The organism is Mitsuaria sp. GD03876 (assembly GCF_029840635.1).
Classification (GTDB): Bacteria; Pseudomonadota; Gammaproteobacteria; order Burkholderiales; family Burkholderiaceae_C; genus Roseateles.
Map to the genome: position 1 here is coordinate 1 of NZ_JAOCCU010000018.1, position 19,182 is coordinate 19,182.

The 19,182-nt window shown below is 68.0% G+C and carries 16 protein-coding genes; 9 read left to right on the top strand and 7 right to left on the bottom strand.

Going from position 1 to position 19,182, the window contains the following annotated elements:
- The 7 genes from N5D62_RS13200 to N5D62_RS13230 all read left to right on the top strand — a co-directional run.
- Nucleotides 1–1,816 (top strand): amidohydrolase (locus tag N5D62_RS13200; RefSeq protein WP_279758283.1); only part of this gene is annotated, 1,816 nt, incomplete at its 5' end.
- A gap of 52 nt (nucleotides 1,817–1,868) precedes the next feature.
- A complete protein-coding gene (locus N5D62_RS13205; RefSeq protein WP_279758284.1) occupies nucleotides 1,869–2,321 on the top strand; it encodes a DoxX family protein in 453 nt (150 codons plus the stop codon).
- Nucleotides 2,318–3,004, top strand: a complete 687-nt coding sequence (locus N5D62_RS13210; RefSeq protein ID WP_279758285.1) for a YoaK family protein — start codon at nucleotides 2,318–2,320, stop codon at nucleotides 3,002–3,004. Before N5D62_RS13205 ends, N5D62_RS13210 begins: the two co-directional genes overlap by 4 nt.
- Nucleotides 3,005–3,053: 49 nt before the next feature.
- Entirely contained in the window at nucleotides 3,054–3,551 is a 498-nt protein-coding gene (locus N5D62_RS13215) for a RidA family protein (protein WP_279758286.1), read from the top strand.
- A 321-nt stretch (nucleotides 3,552–3,872) separates the two neighbouring features.
- Nucleotides 3,873–4,832: a hypothetical protein gene (locus N5D62_RS13220; RefSeq protein ID WP_279758287.1), complete on the top strand. Its 960-nt coding sequence runs from the start codon at nucleotides 3,873–3,875 to the stop codon at nucleotides 4,830–4,832.
- 304 nt (nucleotides 4,833–5,136) lie between these two features.
- Complete coding sequence (locus tag N5D62_RS13225) at nucleotides 5,137–6,519, top strand: AAA family ATPase (protein WP_279758288.1); 1,383 nt, start codon at nucleotides 5,137–5,139, stop codon at nucleotides 6,517–6,519.
- On the top strand, nucleotides 6,516–7,328 hold the full coding sequence (locus tag N5D62_RS13230; protein WP_279758289.1) for a retron system putative HNH endonuclease: 813 nt from the start codon (nucleotides 6,516–6,518) through the stop codon (nucleotides 7,326–7,328). Before N5D62_RS13225 ends, N5D62_RS13230 begins: the two co-directional genes overlap by 4 nt.
- A 136-nt stretch (nucleotides 7,329–7,464) precedes the next feature.
- On the opposite strand, the gene N5D62_RS13235 is transcribed toward N5D62_RS13230, so the two are convergent.
- Both N5D62_RS13235 and N5D62_RS13240 read right to left on the bottom strand, forming a co-directional pair.
- Entirely contained in the window at nucleotides 7,465–8,016 is a 552-nt protein-coding gene (locus tag N5D62_RS13235) for a single-stranded DNA-binding protein (RefSeq protein WP_279758290.1), read from the bottom strand.
- A gap of 207 nt (nucleotides 8,017–8,223) precedes the next feature.
- The gene (locus N5D62_RS13240) at nucleotides 8,224–9,192 is read right to left on the bottom strand and encodes a sensor domain-containing diguanylate cyclase (RefSeq protein ID WP_279758291.1); all 969 of its coding nucleotides are present in this window, start codon (nucleotides 9,190–9,192) and stop codon (nucleotides 8,224–8,226) included.
- Between the two features lie 108 nt (nucleotides 9,193–9,300).
- Between N5D62_RS13240 and recQ the strand changes: the two genes are divergently transcribed.
- Nucleotides 9,301–11,169 carry a DNA helicase RecQ gene (gene recQ, locus N5D62_RS13245; RefSeq protein WP_279758292.1) on the top strand — a complete coding sequence of 623 codons (1,869 nt, stop codon included), beginning with the start codon at nucleotides 9,301–9,303 and terminating at the stop codon, nucleotides 11,167–11,169.
- Nucleotides 11,170–11,317: 148 nt separating this feature from the next.
- On the opposite strand, the gene N5D62_RS13250 is transcribed toward recQ, so the two are convergent.
- From N5D62_RS13250 to N5D62_RS13265, 4 genes are all read right to left on the bottom strand, one after another.
- Nucleotides 11,318–11,608, bottom strand: a complete 291-nt coding sequence (locus N5D62_RS13250) for a hypothetical protein (RefSeq protein WP_279758293.1) — start codon at nucleotides 11,606–11,608, stop codon at nucleotides 11,318–11,320.
- Between the two features lie 323 nt (nucleotides 11,609–11,931).
- Nucleotides 11,932–12,177: a hypothetical protein gene (locus N5D62_RS13255; protein ID WP_279758294.1), complete on the bottom strand. Its 246-nt coding sequence runs from the start codon at nucleotides 12,175–12,177 to the stop codon at nucleotides 11,932–11,934.
- A 298-nt stretch (nucleotides 12,178–12,475) separates the two neighbouring features.
- Complete coding sequence (locus tag N5D62_RS13260) at nucleotides 12,476–12,658, bottom strand: hypothetical protein (protein ID WP_279758295.1); 183 nt, start codon at nucleotides 12,656–12,658, stop codon at nucleotides 12,476–12,478.
- Between the two features lie 159 nt (nucleotides 12,659–12,817).
- Nucleotides 12,818–14,827 carry an EAL domain-containing protein gene (locus N5D62_RS13265; protein WP_279758296.1) on the bottom strand — a complete coding sequence of 670 codons (2,010 nt, stop codon included), beginning with the start codon at nucleotides 14,825–14,827 and terminating at the stop codon, nucleotides 12,818–12,820.
- Nucleotides 14,828–15,130: 303 nt separating this feature from the next.
- Here N5D62_RS13265 and uvrA point away from each other — a divergent pair, with 303 nt between their 5' ends.
- Nucleotides 15,131–18,007 (top strand): excinuclease ABC subunit UvrA, encoded by a 2,877-nt coding sequence (gene uvrA, locus N5D62_RS13270; protein WP_279758389.1) that lies wholly within the window; start codon nucleotides 15,131–15,133, stop codon nucleotides 18,005–18,007.
- Between the two features lie 162 nt (nucleotides 18,008–18,169).
- On the opposite strand, the gene N5D62_RS13275 is transcribed toward uvrA, so the two are convergent.
- On the bottom strand, nucleotides 18,170–18,946 hold the full coding sequence (locus tag N5D62_RS13275; protein ID WP_279758297.1) for an MHFG family PEP-CTERM protein: 777 nt from the start codon (nucleotides 18,944–18,946) through the stop codon (nucleotides 18,170–18,172).
- Between the last annotated feature and the right edge of the window lie 236 nt (nucleotides 18,947–19,182).

Genomic DNA, 19,182 nt, shown 5'->3' on the forward strand with positions numbered 1-19,182 from the left:
CGCGCGGCCGCGGGCCGAGGCGGTCGCGATCAAGGACGGCCGCTTCCTGGGCGTCGGCGGCAACCAGGAGATCCTGGCGCTGGCGGGCGCGGCCACGCGCCGCATCGACCTGAAGGGCCGCGGCGTGCTGCCGGGCCTGATCGACAACCACCTGCACATCATCCGCGGCGGGTTGAACTTCAACATGGAGCTGCGCTGGGACGGCGTGCGCAGCCTGGCCGACGCGATGGCGATGCTCCAGGCGCAGGTCGCGATCACGCCGGCGCCGCAATGGGTGCGCGTGGTCGGCGGCTTCACCGAGCACCAGTTCGCCGAGAAGCGCCTGCCGACGATCGACGAGCTCAATGCCGTCGCGCCGGACACGCCGGTGTTCATCCTCCACCTCTACGACCGCGCGCTGCTCAACGGGGCGGCGCTGCGGGCGGTCGGCTACACGCGCGAGACGCCGGAGCCCCCCGGCGGCCAGATCCTGCGCGACGGCGCCGGCAACCCGACCGGCCTGCTGCTGGCCAAGCCCAACGCGGCGATCCTGTACGCGACGCTGGCCAAGGGCCCGAAGTTGCCGCCCGAGTACCAGGTGAACAGCACGCGCCACTTCATGCGCGAGCTCAACCGGCTCGGCGTCACCGGCGCGATCGACGCGGGCGGCGGGTTCCAGAACTATCCCGAGGACTACCAGGTCATCCAGCAGCTGTCCGACGCCGGCCAGCTGACGATCCGGCTGGCCTACAACCTGTTCACCCAAAAGGCGGGGCAGGAGAAGGAGGACTTCCTCAACTGGGCGAAGTCGGTCACCTACAAGCAGGGCGACGACTACTTCCGCCACAACGGCGCGGGGGAGATGCTGGTGTTCTCGGCGGCGGACTTCGAGGACTTCCGCCAGCCGCGCCCCGACATGCCGGACCGGATGGAAGGCGAGCTCGAGGAGGTGGTGCGCATCCTGGCGCAGAACCGCTGGCCGTGGCGCATGCACGCGACCTACGACGAGACGATCTCGCGGGCGCTGGACGTCTTCGAGAAGGTCCATCGCGAGACGCCGCTGGACGGGCTGAACTGGTTCTTCGACCACGCGGAGACGATCTCGACGCGCTCGATGGACCGGATCGCCGCGCTGGGCGGCGGCGTGGCGGTGCAGCACCGGATGGCCTACCAGGGCGAGTACTTCGTCGAGCGCTACGGCGCGCGCGCCGCCGAGGCGACGCCGCCGGTGGCGGAGATGCTGCGCCGGGGCATGAAGGTCTCGGCCGGCACCGACGCGACGCGGGTGGCGTCCTACAACCCGTGGGTGTCGCTGTCCTGGATGATCACGGGCCGGACCGTCGGCGGGCTGCAGGTCACGCCGCAGCGCAACTGCCTGGACCGCGAGACGGCGCTGCGGATGTGGACGGAGAACGTCACCTGGTTCTCGAACGAGCAGGGCAACAAGGGCCAGATCGCCGCCGGGCAGCTGGCCGACCTGATCGTGCCGGACCGCGATTTCTTCGGCTGCCCGGAATCGGAGATCGCCGACATGAGCGCGCTGCTGACGATGGTCGGCGGCAAGGTCGTGTGGGGCGCGGGAGAGTTCGCCGACCTCGACGAGGCGCCGCCGCCGCCGGCGATGCCGGACTGGTCGCCGGTGCGGCGCTACGGCGGCTACGGCGCCTGGGGCGCTGAAGGCCAGCCGATGCAGGCGGCGATGCGGCGCGTGGCGTGTTGCGACACCGCCTGCGGCGTCCACGGCCATGCGCATGCGAACGCGTGGGCGTCGGAGATCCCGGCGTCCGACCTGCGCGGCTTCTGGGGCGCGCTGGGTTGCGCCTGCTGGGCGGTGTGATGCGGCGCGACACGACACACGCGGGGCCGGCGCGACGGCCGGAGGTCACCCGATGAGCGCGTTCCGTCCGATGCGCACGCTGTCCCCCGCCGCCCCCCGGTGGGTGGAGGGCCTGCTGCAATGGCCGACCTTCGGGCTCCTGCTCCGGGTGGGGTTGGCCTCGGCCTACCTGATCGGGGGCATCGACAAGGCGATGGACTTTCCCGGCGCGGTGGCCGAGCAGGCGCACTTCGGCCTGCAGCCGGCGGTGCTGTGGGCGGTGCTGGCGGTCGCGGTCGAGCTGGTCGCGTCGGTGCTGCTGATCGTCAACCGCTGGGTGTGGCTGGCGGCGGGCGCGCTGGGCGTGCTGACGCTGGTGGCGATGCTGGTCGCCAACAACTTCTGGGACCTGAGCGGGCAGGCGCGCTTCATGGCCAAGAACGCGTTCTTCGAGCACCTGGGGCTGATCTGCGCGCTGGCGATGGCGGCGCGGATCTCGGTGCTCGAACGCAAGGAGGCGGCATGACCGGCGCGAGGCGGCTGCTGGTGGCGAGCCTGATGCTGGGTTTCATCGCCGGGTACGTGGACACGGTGGGTTTCGTCGCGCTGTTCGGGCTGTTCACCGCGCACGTGACGGGCAACTTCGTGCTGATCGGCGCGGAGCTGAGCCGCTCGAGCGCGAGCAGCGTGCTGCTGAAGCTGCTGGTGTTCCCGACCTTCGTGGCGGCGGTGGCGCTGTCGCGGATGACGGCGCTGCGCTGCGAGCGCACCGGGACGGTGGCGAGCCGGCCGCTGCTGGTGATGGAGGCGGTGTTCCTGGCGGTGGCGCTCGCATGCAGCGTGCCGGCGGGCGCGGTGCTGGCGCCGGACGCGCCGTGGGCCATGGCCACGGGGCTGTTCATGACGGCGGCGATGGGCGTGCAGAACGCGGCGGGCCGGCTGGCGTGGCCGGCGCTGACGCCGACGACGGTGATGACGGGCAACGTCACGCAGGTGGTGATCGACGGCGTGGACCTGCTGCGCGGCGCGGCGGGACCGGAGGTGCGGGACCGGCTCAAGCGCTTCATCTGGCCGGTGGTGGCGTTCGGCGCCGGCGCGATGGCGGGGGCGTTCGCCTACGTCGGGTGGAAGTTCTGGGCGCTGGTATTACCGCTGGTGATGCTCGTCGGCCTGGTCGTGATGGATGTGAGGCCGGAGAAGAAGGCCTGAGGCGAGGCGATCTGGTCAGAATGGCGCCTCCACGATGCGCGAGGACGCCATGAGCCGAGACAACGCCTTTCAAGACGCCGCCCGGGAGCTGGGCCATTCCTTCGACGGCGAGATCAAGGCCGGCGGCAACTACCTCCCGCTGACCCGCGAGGGCGACACCGTCTACCTGAGCGGTCAGGTGCCGCGCGTGGGCAGCACGATCGTGGTGACCGGACGGGTGGGCGCCGAGGTCGACCTGGCGGGCGCCCAGTTGGCCGCGAAGATCTGCGCGATGCGGGCACTGGCGCTGCTGCAGCGCTCGCTGGGCTCGCTCGACGGCGTGAAGCAGGTCCTGCGGATGAATGTCTTCGTCCAATGCGCCGACACCTTCACCCAGCACAGCGAGGTCGCGGACGCCGCGTCGGACCTGCTGGTCCGGATCCTCGGCCCGGCGGGCACGCACGCGCGGACCTCGGTCGGCGTCTACGCGTTGCCCAAGAACGCGAGCGTGGAGCTGGATCTCACCGTGGCCGTCGCGGGCGGAGCCGCTCCGACCGGCAAGGCCTGACACCGCCGACCAACTTCAAGATGTCGTCAAGATGACGGCGGCGTGTCGCACGCCATGACGTCCGGCAGGGTTTGCACTGCGCGGCGCCAGACCTCCCTTCGCTAGCATGCCCCCAGCATTGGCGCCCCGCGCCGATGCTGTCCAAAGCGCGAGAACAAGCGCGGACACGCCCAAGGGAGGGCCCCCCGATCCACGACACGAGCGACGCCGCCATCGCTGGCCGCCGCATGTCCGCGACCCGGTGGGGCCTGCCTGGAAGCGTCCTCTGACCCGTCCCTCGTGGACGTCGCTGGGGCATCTCAACCAGGGAGTTTCAACGTCATGAACAAGTTCCTGCATCGGCTCGGCATGACCGGCCTCGTCGCACTCGCCGGCCTGGCCGCGCTGCCGGCTTCCGCGACCATCACCTCCACCTACTCGGGCACGCTGGCGATGCCCGATGGCCGCGGCGCGCGCCTCGACCAGGCCCAGAACGGCAACAGCGTCTACCGCCCGATCGCGGTTGCCCAGCAGGCGGTGATGTCGCGCATCAAGTCGGAGATCCAGCCCAAGATCAAGGACGCGCTGCAGTCCGTGAACGGCGCCGTCGCCAACAGCGCCGCGGCCACGGTCAGCGGACCGATCTACCTGCAGCTCAAGAACGGCGTCGCGTCGTTCTGGGGCCTGCAGGCGACCGGGTCGGTCCGGGTCCAGCAGCAGAAGTTCGGCATCACCGTCAGCTGCCAGATCCAGGCGACGGTCAGCTCCGCGACGCGGATCAACGGCACGCTGGACCCGTACACCGGCGTGTTCACGTTCGCCAACATCGAGAACTTCGCGGTGACGCCGACCTACACCTGCGACACCAGCCTGGACTGGGTGCCGTTCGTGAACATCGTGGTGGACGCGGTGGTGGACCACTACGTCGACCAGGCGATCGCCAACGGCGTGCGCACGGCCTACAACGCGCTGGGCGACCTCAGCAACCTCGCGCCAGTGCAGCTGATGGGGCTGAACAGCCTGCCCAACAACCTGTTCCTGGTGAACGGCGTCGACCTGTGGCCGAGCTTCAAGACGGACCTGGCCAACGCGTTCTGGTCGGCGGACCTGACGATGACCATCGGCGACCCGAAGCACTACATCAAGGGCCCGACGGGGTATGCCCACATCGCGACGTCCAACGACCAGGTGTTCTCGTTGAACTTCAACGGGTACAGCTTCTCGCTGTGGGACAACCGGACCTACGTCGACGAGGTGTTCTGCCCCAACACCCGCGTGCAGCCGTATTGCTTCTTCAATTGACGCCATGAGAAAGGCCCGCGGCGCGGGAGCGCGGCGGGCCTTGGGTACATCAAGCCGGATGCCGGCTCTGGCTCGTCACTTCACGAGACTTCTCACTACTCGACCAAAGCCGCGGAGCATTGAAAAGATCGCATTGGCAATACGAGTCATCTGCGCACGAGGTGCTTTGCACGCCATTCAATCCGGTTCGGGAGCTGGGCCTCCCAGATCCACTACAGTCGCTTCTCAAGATTGATTCGAGGCGATTGCGATTGCGCAGCGGCCATCGAGTCTCCAGCATTGAATCCATTGCGCGCACTTCGCCATGCGACTGAAATCAGTCACTCTGTCCAACTTTCGCTGCTTTGACCGACTGGAAGTCAACTTCCATTCCCGATTGACGGTGTTTGTTGGCATCAATGGCGCTGGCAAGACTGCATTGCTTGACGCCATTGCCGCCGGATTGACACCGGTGCTCCGGCATCTATCTTCAGCGAATCAGCGCTTAAGCACCGAGGGCGCCGGTCTGAAGGACTCCGACTTCAAGCTTGTCAATCGAGGCAATGACCGTTGGACCGTAGCGGACTACGCACAGGTCATTGTCAAAACCGATGACGACCTTGAATGGGACTATTGGCGGGCAGCCTCTTCCGGAAAGGTTCCGGAGCTACGTCCGGAAGGTGGAAAGCTCGCCGCCGTGATGAAGGAAATCAGCGAGAGCAAGAGTGGCAGCACCCCAAGGCTGATGCCGGTCTTTGCTTACTACGGAGCTCAACGCGGGCGCATCGTTGTGCCTGAGCGACTTCGGCAAACCAAGGAGAAGTACGACCACCCTACGTCAGCCTTGGTGGGCGCTCTGGACTCCTTGAGCGACTTCAAGGAGATGCTCAAGTGGTTCGACCTCGCCGAGACCTCGGAGCTACGAACCAACAAGGGGCGTCCAGAGACCGATTTCGCGCGTTCACCAGCGCTTGAGGCAGTCCGGCAAACCATCGTTCGACTGCTTGGCGACCAATACAAGAATCCGTACTTCAATAGCGACCATCGTTTCGTTGTTGAGAAAACGGAAACGAATGCGCCCATGCAAGTCATGCAACTCAGTCAGGGCTATCAGAGCATGCTGGCACTCGCAATGGACTTCGCGCGACGGCTGTCCTTGGGCAACCCGCATCTGACAGAGGCCGATCGTGAGCATCTGGCACCGGCGAATTCCGAGCCGATCGCTCCGCTGGCAGGCGCGGCGAACGTACTCCCAGCCCTGCTGGCGCCGGCCATCATGCTGGTGGATGAGCTGGACCTCCACCTTCATCCCACTTGGCAACAACGCGTGCTCGGCGACTTAATGGCGGCGTTTCCGAATACACAATTCATTGTCACGACGCATAGCCCGCAGATCCTCACCACCGTGCCCGATGAATGCATCCGAGTCATCGACGGTGGTCAATTGTTCTCAGCGCCGCCCGGTACCCAAGGCGCCGAGCCAGCACGGCTGCTGAAGCAAGTGCTCGGAGTTCCCGAACTCAGGCCGGACCTGGCGATCACGCGCGACCTGAAGGAGTACCTCGCATTGGTGGACGAGGACAAATGGGCCACGCCACGAGCGCTCGAATTGCGGCGAATCCTTGATGACAACTTCAAAGGCCATGAGCCCGATCTGATCGATGCCGATCTTCGGATCGATAACCGTCGCTGGGAATTGGGCGAATGAAGCGGACGCTGCGCGGGAGCGAGCCCGTAGGGCTGAGGAGGTTTCGCGATGAGCATCCAGAAGGCACGTGGGACGCGTTCAGAGACGCTGCTGCTGGCCAAGAGAATGATCCTTACAAGGACTGCCGGACAGAGCTGTTCGAATCCCAGGGTGGTCTTTGCGCCTATTGCGAAATCGACGTCAGGGACGGCAATCCGCTGACGTGCCGCGTCGAGCACTTCCATCCGAAATCAGACATCACACCAGAGAAAAACTGGGCTTTGGATTGGCTCAATCTTCTGGGCGTCTGCGCTGGCGGTTCGTATCGCTATGGTGCGGCACCTCACACCTTGGAGCCACTGCATCAAAACCTGAGCTGTGACGCCGCAAAGGATCGTCGTGTTCAACGCGATGACCGTTTAATGCAATGTGAGGGACGGATCCTTCGCCCAGAGCAGATCCCTGCCGACGCCTGCCTCCTCAAGCTTCAGCGTAGTACCGGTCGCTTGGAAGCTGACGTCAACGAGTGCATGAAGTTCGAGGCTCAGATTCAGCACGAGATGGAGTCGCTAGCCGACCTCGTGGAGCAGACGATCGACATCCTCAATCTCAATTGCGACCGCCTGTGCCAAGCACGCCTGATGGTCAGTCGCAGCATTGAACACGCGAAGAAGCAGCAACGAGACCAAGGGTTCACGCCCCAGCAGGGGATGGCGAACCTCACCGATCGATATCTTCGAGTGAGGTGGCCCGCGTTCTTCACGACGATTCGCCTTTGCATGCGAGACGCATTTGACGCGCGTCTTGTTCGCGACGGCTACACAGGCTAGTTTGTGAAACGCGCTACGGGCTAAGGTCTCAGGTCATCGAGAGTCCAACCGGTAAGCTCATCCGGAAATGAAAAGCCCGCCAGTTGGCGGGCTCATTCTTACTGCCAGGGGGGCGCTCCAAGGAGCGCAAACCCGATCAGAACGGAATGTCGTCATCCATGTCGTCGAAGCCGGTCGCCGGCTTCGGCGCGGGTGCCGGGGCGCGAGGCGCCGCGGCACGCGGGGCCGGCGCGCGCGGCGCGTCGAAGTCGCCGCTGTCGCGGCCGCTGCCGCCACCGCCGCTGCGCTCGGACGAGCGCTCGCGGCTGTAGCCGCCACCGCCGCCGCCACCACCCATGTCATCGCCGCCGCCTTCACGGCCGCCCAGCAGCTGCATCTGCTCGGCGATGATCTCGGTCGTGTAGTTGTCCTTGCCTTCCTTGTCCTGCCACTTGCGGGTCTTCAGGCGGCCTTCGACGTACACCGGGCGGCCCTTCTTCAGGTACTCGCCGGCGATCTCGGCCAGGCGGTCGTAGAACACCACGCGGTGCCATTCGGTCTCTTCCTGGCGCTCGCCGCCTTCACGGCTCTTCCAGTTGCGCGTCGTCGCGATGCTCACGTTACACACCGCGCTGCCGCTCGGCGTGTAGCGCAGTTCGGGATCACGGCCCAGGTTGCCGAGGATGATGACTTTGTTGACCGAGGCCATGGTGGGTTGCCTTCGCTTGCGTGTCGTTGAATGTTCGAAAGGGGGATCCGTGCGCCGCCAATCGCCCTTTTCCGGGCGGATGCCGTCGTCGGAAACGCGGCGCAGGGGGCGGATTATGCCGCCAGCCCCTTCACGAGGCACTTCCTGGGAAACGCCGATCTCCTGCCCGATCCAGGTCGGTGGACCACCGCCTCGAGGGGCGCCGCCTCAGCCCATGCGCCGCCGCGACTGCTTGTGCGCGTACATCGCCGCGTCGGCCTGCTGCATCAGCTCCTCCAGCGTCAGCGGCCGGTCGCCGGACATCGCGGCGTCGCCGACGCTGAAATCGAGCTCGTACCCGCGCTGCGCCCGCAGGTTCAGCGCGGTGACCTGCGCGCGCACCCGCTCCAGCGCCGGTGCCATCTGCTCGGTCGCCGTGCCGCTGAGCAGCACCACGAACTCGTCCCCGCCGGTGCGCGCGATCACGTCCGACGCCCGCAGGCAGAAGCGCAGGATGTCCGCGAAGGACTTCAGCACCCAGTCGCCCTCGGCATGGCCGTAGCGATCGTTGACCCGCTTGAAGTGGTCGAGATCGAAATACAGCATCGTCGCCGGCCACTGCTTGCGTCTGCAGAGCGCGAGCACATGCCCCGCCTGCGATTCGAAGCCGCGCCGGTTCGCCAGGCCGGTCAGTTCGTCGACCATCGCCATGTACATCGCGGCGAACTGCTGCTCGACCATGAAGGCCAGGTCGCGCAGCGTCGCCTGGTCGTCCTCGTCGAACCCGCGCGGCACCCGGTCGATCAGGCACAGCGTGCCGAGCCGGTGGCCGCTGGGCGCCCGCACCGGGCAGCCGGCATAGAAGCGGATGTGCGGCGCCCCCGTCACCAGCGGGTTGTCCACGAAACGCGGATCGGCGTGCGTGTCGGGAATGAGGAGGATGTCGTCCGACAGGATCGCGTGGCCGCAGAAGCTGATGTCGCGCGGCGTCTCGAGCACGTCCAGGCCCTGCGCCGACTTGAACCACTGCCGGTCCGCGTCGATCAGGCTCACCAGCGCGATCGGCACCTGGAACAGCCGCCGCGCCATCCGCGTCAGCCGGTCGAAGCGCTCCTCCGGATCGGTGTCCAGCACCTGCAGCACACGCAAGGTGGCCAGGCGGGCGTTCTCGTCGTCGGGCAACGGCGCAGCGATCATCGGTTCGTCTCTGGCGTGCTGGGAGAGGAGGCGCTCATGCCGCGCCGCGTGGCGGGTCGGGCCGGGTGAACGGCGGGCCCGCCGATGTGCGGGACAATCGAGGGCTCCATGAGTTCGTCCAAGCATCATCCCGTCCCGCTCGACATCCTGCAAGAGGTGTTCGGTTACAGCGCCTTTCGCGGCCAGCAGGCGGCGATCGTCGACCACGTGACCGCCGGCGGCGACGCGCTGGTGCTGATGCCCACCGGCGGCGGCAAGTCGCTGTGCTACCAGGTCCCCGCCATCGCCCGGCAGCGCGCCGGCCATGGCGTCACCGTGGTCGTCAGTCCGCTGATCGCCCTGATGCACGACCAGGTCGGCGCGCTCGAGGAAGCCGGCGTCGAGGCCGCCTTCCTCAATTCCACCCAGACGCTGGAGGAGACGCAGCGCATCGAGCGCGAGATGCTCGCCGGCCGGCTGACGCTGCTCTACGCGGCGCCGGAACGCGTCAACACGCCGCGCTTCATCGCGCAGATGCAGTCGCTGTACGAGCGCGGGCTGCTGGCGCTGTTCGCGATCGACGAGGCGCATTGCGTCAGCCAGTGGGGCCACGACTTCCGCAGCGAGTACCTGTCGCTGAGCCTGCTGCACGAGCGCTTCCCCGACATCCCGCGCATCGCGCTGACCGCGACCGCCGACGACATCACCCGCGCCGACATCATCGAGCGGCTGCAGCTCGACGCGGCGCAGGTGTTCGTCGCCTCGTTCGACCGGCCCAACATCCGCTACCTGATCGTCGAGAAGGACAGCCCGCGCGAGCAGCTGCTGCGCTTCATCCAGGACGAGCACGGGGACGAGGCCGGCGTCGTCTACTGCCAGAGCCGCAAGAAGGTCGACGAGACCGCGGACTGGCTGCGCGCCAAGGGCATCAACGCGCTGGCGTACCACGCCGGCATGGAGCAGGACCAGCGCCGGCGCCACCAGGACCGCTTCCTGCGCGAGGACGGCATCGTGATGGTCGCGACCATCGCCTTCGGCATGGGCATCGACAAGCCCGACGTGCGCTTCGTCGCCCACCTGGACCTGCCCAAGAACATCGAGGGCTACTACCAGGAGACCGGCCGCGCCGGCCGCGACGGGGAACCCGCCCAGGCGTGGATGGCCTATGGCCTGGCCGACGTCGTGCAGCAGCGCCGCATGATCGACGAGAGCCCGTCGACCGAGGAATTCAAGCAGGTGCAGCGCGGCAAGCTCGACGCGCTGCTGGCGCTGGCCGAGGCGATCGACTGCCGCCGGGTGCGGCTGCTCGCCTACTTCGGCGAGACCAGCGAGCCCTGCGGCAACTGCGACAACTGCCTGAACCCGCCCGCGACCTGGGACGCGACCGAGGCGGCCCGCATGGCGCTGTCGTGCATCTATCGCTTCCATCAGGTGACGGGCTTCGGTTTCGGCTCGGGCCACCTGATCGACGTGCTTCGCGGCAAGGAGACCGACAAGGTCAGCCAGTACCGCCATCAGTCGCTGAGCACCTGGGGCGTCGGCGCCGCGCTGAGCGAGCAGCAATGGCGCGCCGTGATCCGCCAGCTGATCGCGCTGGGATACGCGGTGACGGAGGGCGAATACAACACGATGTCGCTCGGCGCCGGCGCGAAGGCCGTGCTGCGCGGCGAGGTGCAGATGCTGCTGCGCCAGCCGGCGGCACCGACGAAGCGCAGCAAGTCGAGCCGCTCGGGCGCGTCGGGTTCGCGGCGCTCGGAGGCGGAGGCCGACCTGGACGCGGTGGCGCAGGCGCGCTTCGACGCGCTCAAGGCCTGGCGCGCCGAGGTGGCGCGCGAGCACGGGCTGCCTGCCTACGTGATCTTCCAGAACGTCACCCTCGCGGAGTTGGCGCGGCTGCAGCCGTCCTCGCTCGACGAGATGGCGGGCATCAGCGGCATCGGCGCGAAGAAGCTCGAGGCCTATGGCGAGGCGCTGCTGAAGGTGCTCGGCGAGGACTGACCCCCCGGCCCGATCGCATCGTGGCGTTCCGTCACGCGATCGACACGCGCAAAGAAAAACGCCCGGCAGTGCCGGGCGTTTTTCATTGGCGATCGCTACAGCTGGATCCGTCGCGGTCGCCGTCCACCGACAGCGCAACCGCTGGAGCTCAGCAGAGCTGGGTCGTGCAGCCGACCTGGGCGGCCGAGGCGAGTTGCTGGCCGTCGGCCGACGTGTCGCGGCGGCCGGTGATGTAGACGGTGGGCAGTTGCTCGCGCTTGGCGGTGATGACCACCGGGTCCAGCGTGATCACGGCGGCGCGCAGGTCGCGCTGTTCCTGCACGTGCAGCAGGCTGACGGCGATGGCCAGCGTCGCGCCGATGCCGAAGGCGAAGGCCTTGAAGCTCGCGCCCAGGCGGGTGCTGGTGCGGCGGGTGGTCTTGGAAGTGGTGGTGCTCAAGTCGATCTCCTGAAGGGGTTGCGTGTGTCAGTGAAGTCAGTGTCGTCATTGCCGGTCCGCTTCGCGAGGCACAAGCGACGAATGCGCGCGGCGGCGGAGTGAACTGCTCAGGCTCGCGACGAATGGATGAACCAAAACCCGTCGATCGCTCACACGTCCCATTCCATCGGTATTCCCGGCGATTCGAGGGTGGTGTCCGCGGACACTCCGGACAGGCTTGGACAAAGCAAAACGCCCGGCGATTGCCGGGCGTTTTGCGTGAAGGGACCGAGGGCTGTTCAGACCGCGGATCCCCTCCGCCGAGACAGCACAACCATCGGAGCTCAGAAGGCCGAGGCGACCTGGCCGGCGTCGTCCGTCGTGGCGCGGCGGCCGGTGACGACGACGGTGGGGAGCTGCTCGCGCTTGACGGTGACGACCACCGGATCCAGCGTGACGACCGAGGCGCGCAGCTCGCGTTGACCCTGGGCGTGGGCGATGCCGAAGGCCAGGGCCAGCGAGGCGATGGTGCCGAAGGCGACGGCCTTGATGGTGGTGGCGGTGGCGGACGTGATGTTCAGGTGGCTCATGTCGATCTCCTTGAAGGGGTTGGCTGTGTCGATGGAGTCAGTGTCGTCATTGGTTCCCTACCTTTCGAGGTGGAAGCGATGAAGCTGCATCGCGGCGGCGTGAACTGCATCCGCGCCTGACGAACGTCAGCCTTCGACGATGACCCGCTTCGTCCGCCGCATCCGCCGCATCCGCCGAAGCCACCGTGGCCCGCCACCGGCTCGCGCGACCCGGGAAAAAAAGAAGCCCGCTGGTCAGGCGGGCTTCGAAATGCCGGGGGGAAGCGTGGCGTCTATCGGAGCACAGGCCGCGCGGTGGTCATCCGCGCGGCTTGCTGGCCTGTTCGGCCTGAGGTCCCGGCATGGTCTGCTCGGCCCAGTGCTGGGGACCGATGGGCGACGGACGCATGGCTTCGTTCGCGTCCGCCAGGCACAAGGCGATGACGGCGGCGCTGGCCACGGCGGCCAGGGCGGTGAGGAAGGTCTTTGCGGCGTCGTTCATGGTGGTCCCCTGCGGTGGTGTTTCCTGTCCTGGAAAATCAACGAGGTTGCACTGTGCGCCTCGCCCCCTGGGCGGGGCCACCGCGACGCGACGAATTGCCGCTATCGCGCGCCGAAATGCCGGACGGACCGCTGAATGGGGTGAACCGATGGGGTGGTTTCAACCACGCGCCGCGTGGGATGCCCCGATTTGGGGCGGCCACGGCGACAGGCGCCCGGCCAGGACCGCGGCCGGCTGCGGCCGGCAATACAGATAACCCTGCTGCCGCCAGCAGCCCAGCGCCAGCAGCGCGTCGCGCTGGGCCTCGGTCTCGACGCCTTCGGCCACCACCTCGATGCCCAGCGCCTCGGCCATGCCCATCATCGCCCGCACCAGCGCGCGGTCGTCGGCGCTGCTCGGCAGGTCCCGGACGAAGGCCCGGTCGATCTTCAGCCGCGCCGGGCGCAGCAGCTTCAGATAGGCGAGCGAGGAATACCCCGTCCCGAAATCGTCCACCGACAGGCTCAAGCCCAGCTCCGACAGCCGCGCCAGCGTCTGCAGCACCGTGTCGGTATCGGTCAGCAGCGAGCTCTCGGTGAGCTCGATCGCCAGCTCGCCGGGTTCGACGGCGTGGCGGCGCATCGCCTCGGCGATCCGTTCCGCCAGCCCGGGTTCGCGGAACTGCAGCGCCGACAGGTTGATCGAGATCGGCCCGGGGTGCCGCCCCGACGCCTTCCAGCGCGCCAGCTGCGCGCAGGCCTGGTCGATCGTGCTCCAGCCGAGCGCCAGGATCTGTCCGGTCTCCTCCGCCAGCTCGATGAACTGCCCGGGCATCACCAGCCCGCGCTGCGGGTGCTGCCAGCGCATCAGCGCCTCCAGCCCCGACCAGGCGCCGGTGCGGGCGTCGACGACCGCCTGGTAATGCAGCAGCAGTTCGTCGCGCTCCAGCGCCAGCTTGAGCTCGCGCTCGAGCTCCATGCGCGCCACCGCGGCGGCGTCCATGTCCTGCTGGAAGAAGCTGTAGCGCGAGCGGCCGAGCTGCTTGGCCCGGTACATCGCCAGGTCGGCGTGGCGGACCAGCGTGTCGAAGTCCTCGCCGTCGCGGGGGAACAGCGCGATGCCCACGCTCGCCGAGACGCTGGCCACGCCACCCTCGAGCTGCAGCGGCGCGTTCAGCGCCTCGATCAGCCGCTGGGCCGCGTGGGCGACGTGCTCGCTGGAGTCGCGCATCAGCAGCAGGAACTCGTCGCCGCTGACCCGGCAGGCCAGGTCCGATTCCCGCACCGCCTGGCGCAGCCGCTCGCTGGCCTGCAGCAGCATCCGGTCGCCGGCGGCGTGGCCCAGCGAGTCGTTGATCGCCTTGAACCGGTCCAGGTCGACGAACAGCAGCGCCAGATGCGTCTGGTCGCGCCGGGCGACGGCGGCCTCGTGCAGGAACACCTCGCGGAACAGCGTCCGGTTCGGCAGCCCGGTCAGGTGGTCGTACATCGCCAGCTGGTGCAGCTGCGCGTTCTTGCTTTCCATGTCGGCCAGCAGCCCGGAGATCTGCTGCCCCATCTGGTCCAGGTGGACGCCGAGCTGGCCCAGTTCGTCGTTGCGGTTCCAGCGCAGGCGCGGCACCGGCTGGCGCTCGGCGATCGCGTTGGCCAGGCGCTTGAGGCGGTCGATCGGCCGGACCATGCGCACGTAGAAGACCATCAGCACGATGGCCACGCCGACGGCGACCTGGGCCGCCACGATCAGGGCCGTCTGGCGCCGGCCCTCGGCCAGCATGCGATCCTGGGCGGCGTCGTCGAACTGCACCCGCAGGCTGCCCAGGACCTGGCCCTCGCGCTGGATCGTCGCGGCCAGCGTGACCGTCGGCCAGCCGGGGCTGCACTTGGCGCGCACGACATCGGGCGTGTCGGCGCGCTCCTCGCTGAGCTCCACCGCGCAGACGTTCACGTCCGACAGCAGCTGGTCCAGCGCGCGCTGCACCGCCCGGCCGTCGACGGTCCACAGCGGCTCGGCCAGGCCGTTGGCCGCCAGCGTCAGCACGGCGGCGCGCTGGCCTTCCAGCACCGGCTCCAGGCTGCGGCGGATGAAGGCGTCGCTGAAGGCCACCAGCGCCAGCGCCGGCGCCGCGATCCCGATCACCACCGCGAGCAGGATCACACTGCGCAGCGACAGTGACGGGGCTTTGAGCTTCATCAAGGCGGAGGGGTGGCAGGGCGGGGGATCCGGCGATTCTGCACCCCCGAAAGCGTGAGCCCATCCCGCAAAGGCGGGGACGCCGAGAAGGATTTCGGCATTCCTCCCGCTGCCATGCGGTGTCAGCAGGCAGCGGCGCGGGAACGGGGCTGGCCCTATCATGGCGAGTTCGCCTCCCCATGCCCCGGCCCCATGTCCACGAATGTCCCGCCCGTCGTTCCTGCCCCGTCCGAGCCCAGCGCCGAGTCGCAACCGGGCCGGTACCTGGGCCAGGCGCTCGGCCGGCCGGGGGATGAGCGGCCGATGATCCGGGTGCGCGGCGCGCGGACCCACAACCTCAAGAACATCGACGTCGACCTGCCGCGCAACCAGCTGGTCGTCATCACCGGGCTGTCGGGGTCGGGCAAGTCCTCGCTGGCGTTCGACACGCTGTACGCCGAGGGCCAGCGCCGTTACGTCGAGAGCCTGTCGGCCTACGCGCGGCAGTTCCTGCAGCTGATGGACAAGCCCGAGGTCGACGTGATCGAGGGCCTGTCGCCGGCGATCTCGATCGAGCAGAAGGCCACCAGCCACAACCCCCGCTCGACGGTGGGCACGGTCACCGAGATCCATGACTACCTGCGCCTGCTGTACGCGCGCGCCGGCACGCCGTTCTGCCCCGACCACCACCTGCCGCTGGAGGCGTCCAGCGTCGGCCAGATGGTGGACGCGGTGCTGGCGATGCCTGACGAGTCGCGGCTGATGGTGCTGGCGCCGGTCGTGCGCGACCGCAAGGGCGAGTTCATCGAGCTGTTCCAGGACCTGCAGGCGCAGGGCTACGTGCGGTTCCGGGTCGACGGCCAGACCGTCGAGGTGCCTGACCTGCCGGCGCTGAAGAAGGCGGAGAAGCACGACATCGACGTCGTCGTCGACCGCGTCAAGCTGCGCCACGACAGCGCCGACCAGCTGCGCCAGCGGCTGGCCGAGAGCTTCGAGGCCGCGCTGCGCCTGGCCGACGGCCGCGCGCTGGTGCTGAACATGGACAGCGGCGCCGAGGCCATCTATTCCAGCAAGTTCGCGTGCCCGATCTGCAGCTACTCGCTGCCGGAGCTGGAGCCGCGGCTGTTCTCGTTCAACTCGCCGGTCGGCGCCTGCCCCTCCTGCGAGGGCCTGGGCCAGGTCACGGTGTTCGATCCGGAACGCGTCGTCGCCTTCCCGACGCTGAGCATGGCCAGCGGCGCGGTCAAGGGCTGGGACCGGCGCAACGCCTACACCTTCTCGATGCTCGAGTCGGTGGCCAAGCATTACGACTTCGACATCGAGCTGCCCTTCGAGGAACTGCCCGAGCAGGCGCGCCAGGTGCTGCTGCAGGGTTCCGGCGAGGACGAGATCAGCTTCACCTATCAGGCGGAAGGCGCCAACGGGCGCAAGCGCAGCGTCAAGCGCTCCCACCCGTTCGAGGGCATCCTGCCGACGCTGACGCGCCGCTTCCGGGAGACGGATTCGGCGGCGGTGCGCGAGGAGCTCGCGCGTTACCAGAGCGCCAAGCCCTGCCCGCACTGCGAGGGCTCGCGGCTGCGGCGCGAGGCGCGCAACGTCCTGCTCCAGCCGGCGGACGCGGTCGAGGGCGAACGCGGCAAGCCGATCTACGAGGTCGAGCACGCGACGCTGCGCGAGGCGCTGGCCTATTTCGAGACGCTCCGGCTCAAGGGCGCGAAGGCCGAGATCGCCGACAAGGTGATCCGCGAGATCGCGTCACGGCTGCATTTCCTCAACGACGTCGGGCTGAACTACCTGAGCCTGGACCGCAGCGCCGACACCTTGTCGGGCGGCGAGGCGCAGCGGATCCGGCTGGCGTCGCAGATCGGCTCGGGCCTGACCGGCGTGATGTACGTGCTGGACGAGCCCAGCATCGGGCTGCACCAGCGCGACAACGACCGGCTGATCGCGACGCTGCGTCGGCTGCGCGACCTGGGCAACTCGGTGCTGGTGGTCGAGCATGACGAGGACGCGATCCGCGCCGCGGACCATGTGCTGGACCTCGGACCCGGCGCCGGCGTGCATGGCGGGCGGATCATGGCGCAGGGCACGCCGGAGGAAGTGGCGGCGAACCTCGAGTCCTCGACGGGCCGTTACCTCAGCGGCGTCGAGCGCATCGAGGTGCCGAAGCAGCGGCATTCGTTGAAGGACAGCGCGGACCCGCGCACCTTGAAGATCGTCAACGCGCGGGGCAACAACCTCAAGGGCGTGACGGTCGAGTTCCCGGTCGGGCTGCTGACCTGCGTGACGGGGGTGTCGGGCTCGGGCAAGAGCACGCTGGTCAACGACACGCTGTACGCCGCGGTCGCGCGCAAGCTCTATCAGAGTCACCTGGAGCCGGCGGCGCATGACGAGATCGAGGGCATGGATGCCTTCGACAAGGTCATCAACGTCGACCAGTCACCGATCGGGCGCACGCCGCGTTCCAACCCGGCGACCTACACCGGGCTGTTCACGCCGATCCGGGAGTTGTTCGCCGAGATGCCGACGGCGCGCGAGCGCGGTTACGGCGCGGGCCGGTTCAGCTTCAACGTCGCGGGGGGGCGTTGCGAGTCCTGCCAGGGCGATGGCGTGCTGAAGGTGGAGATGCACTTCCTGCCGGACGTCTACGTGCCTTGCGACACCTGCGGGGGCAAGCGCTACAACCGCGAGACGCTGGAGGTGCTCTACAAGGGCAAGAACATCTCGGAGGTGCTGGGGCTGACGGTGGAGGATGCGTTGGCGTTCTTCAGCGCGGTGCCGACGCTGGCGCGCAAGCTGCAGACGCTGATGGACGTGGGCCTGGGCTACGTGAAGCTGGGCCAGAGCGCGACGACCTTGTCGGGCGGCGAGGCGCAGCGGGTGAAGCTGGCGCTGGAGCTGTCCAAGCGCGACACCGGCCGCACGCTGTACATCCTGGACGAGCCGACGACGGGCCTGCATTTCGCGGACATCGCCTTGCTGCTGAAGGTCGTGCATCAACTGCGCGACGCGGGCAACACGATCGTGATCATCGAGCACAACCTGGACGTCATCAAAACGGCGGACTGGCTGATCGACATGGGTCCCGAGGGCGGATCGGGCGGCGGCCGACTGCTGGTGGCAGGCACCCCGGAGGAAGTGGCGGCCTGCGACGCGAGCCACACCGGCCGCTACCTGAAGCCTCTGCTCGCCCGCGGCTGACCCGGGCCTGAATCGACGACCTACTCGGTCGTACTGAATCGAGCCGACCGGTCCCCCTTTTCGGAAGTATTAGGAGGAATTTGGCACCCGGGAGGGTGCCAAAGGGGGACATGGAGAAAAGGGGGGCCGGTTGGCTCGATCGCGCGCCAACGGAGGCAGGCGTCAGCGCACCGACCGACGCTTGGCGGTGAACGCGAGCGCCCCCAGCCCCAGTGCGAACAGCAACCAGGTTTGCGGTTCCGGCACACCAGGGATCGGCGGATTGCCACCATTGTTCCCACCGCCTTGCGGCAGTTGGGGCAACGTGATGACCCCGGGTCCTCCGACCGACGGGATGCTGCCACCGCCGCCACCCGCGCTGCCGCCGGGCGGCACGACGAGGCTGGTATCGGAGGTCGCGGTCGGTGGCAGGCCGGCCGTGCGCGAGAAGCTGCCCGGGTCGCCACCACCGCCTTCGGCGCCGCCGGCTGCCGGCGGGTCGAACATCAGCGGTTCTTCCTCGTTCTTCGCCGTCGGGCCACCTGCCGCGGGCTTGAGGTTGCCGCGGTTGATGCGGCTCACGTTGCGGCAAACCGTCGGCACGAGGATGCACTGGCCGTCCTCGCAGTACACGAGTCCGCGTTCCAGCGACTGGTCGGTCCACTTCGCGCGCGTGACGGTCTTGCAGACCGAGCCGGCGCCGAAGTGCATGTCGCGGATGTCGCTGCCGTACTCGTAGCGGCCGACGATGCTGTCGCGATGGATGTCGACGATCTCGTCGTACTGGCGCGCTTGCATGCGTGCCTTGAGCTTGGCGCGCGTGGCGGCGGGGATGTCCTTGTAGCGGTCCACGGCCGCGACCAGGTCGCCCATGAACGGGTTCACGCCGGGCTTGTCCCAGGAACAGTTGGGCAGCGTCACCGTGGACGCGGCCATCGCGATTGCGGCCACCAACGACATGACTTTTCTCTTGTTTCGGCGCCCGCCTCCGCGACGTGAATCGTGGGGTCAAGGCTTGCCGGTATCCGCCCGTGTCCATCGGTGGCTTTGGATCACCAGATGTCACGGGAACTGGCCGGCAGTTTAGGGAGCGAAGCCGCGCCGCTTGGGGCCGGCCCCCTCAGCCGGGGGTGTCGTCAGCCGTGGTTTTTGTCACATCGATTTCACAGTTCGCACGGAAGCGGGAATCGATCACC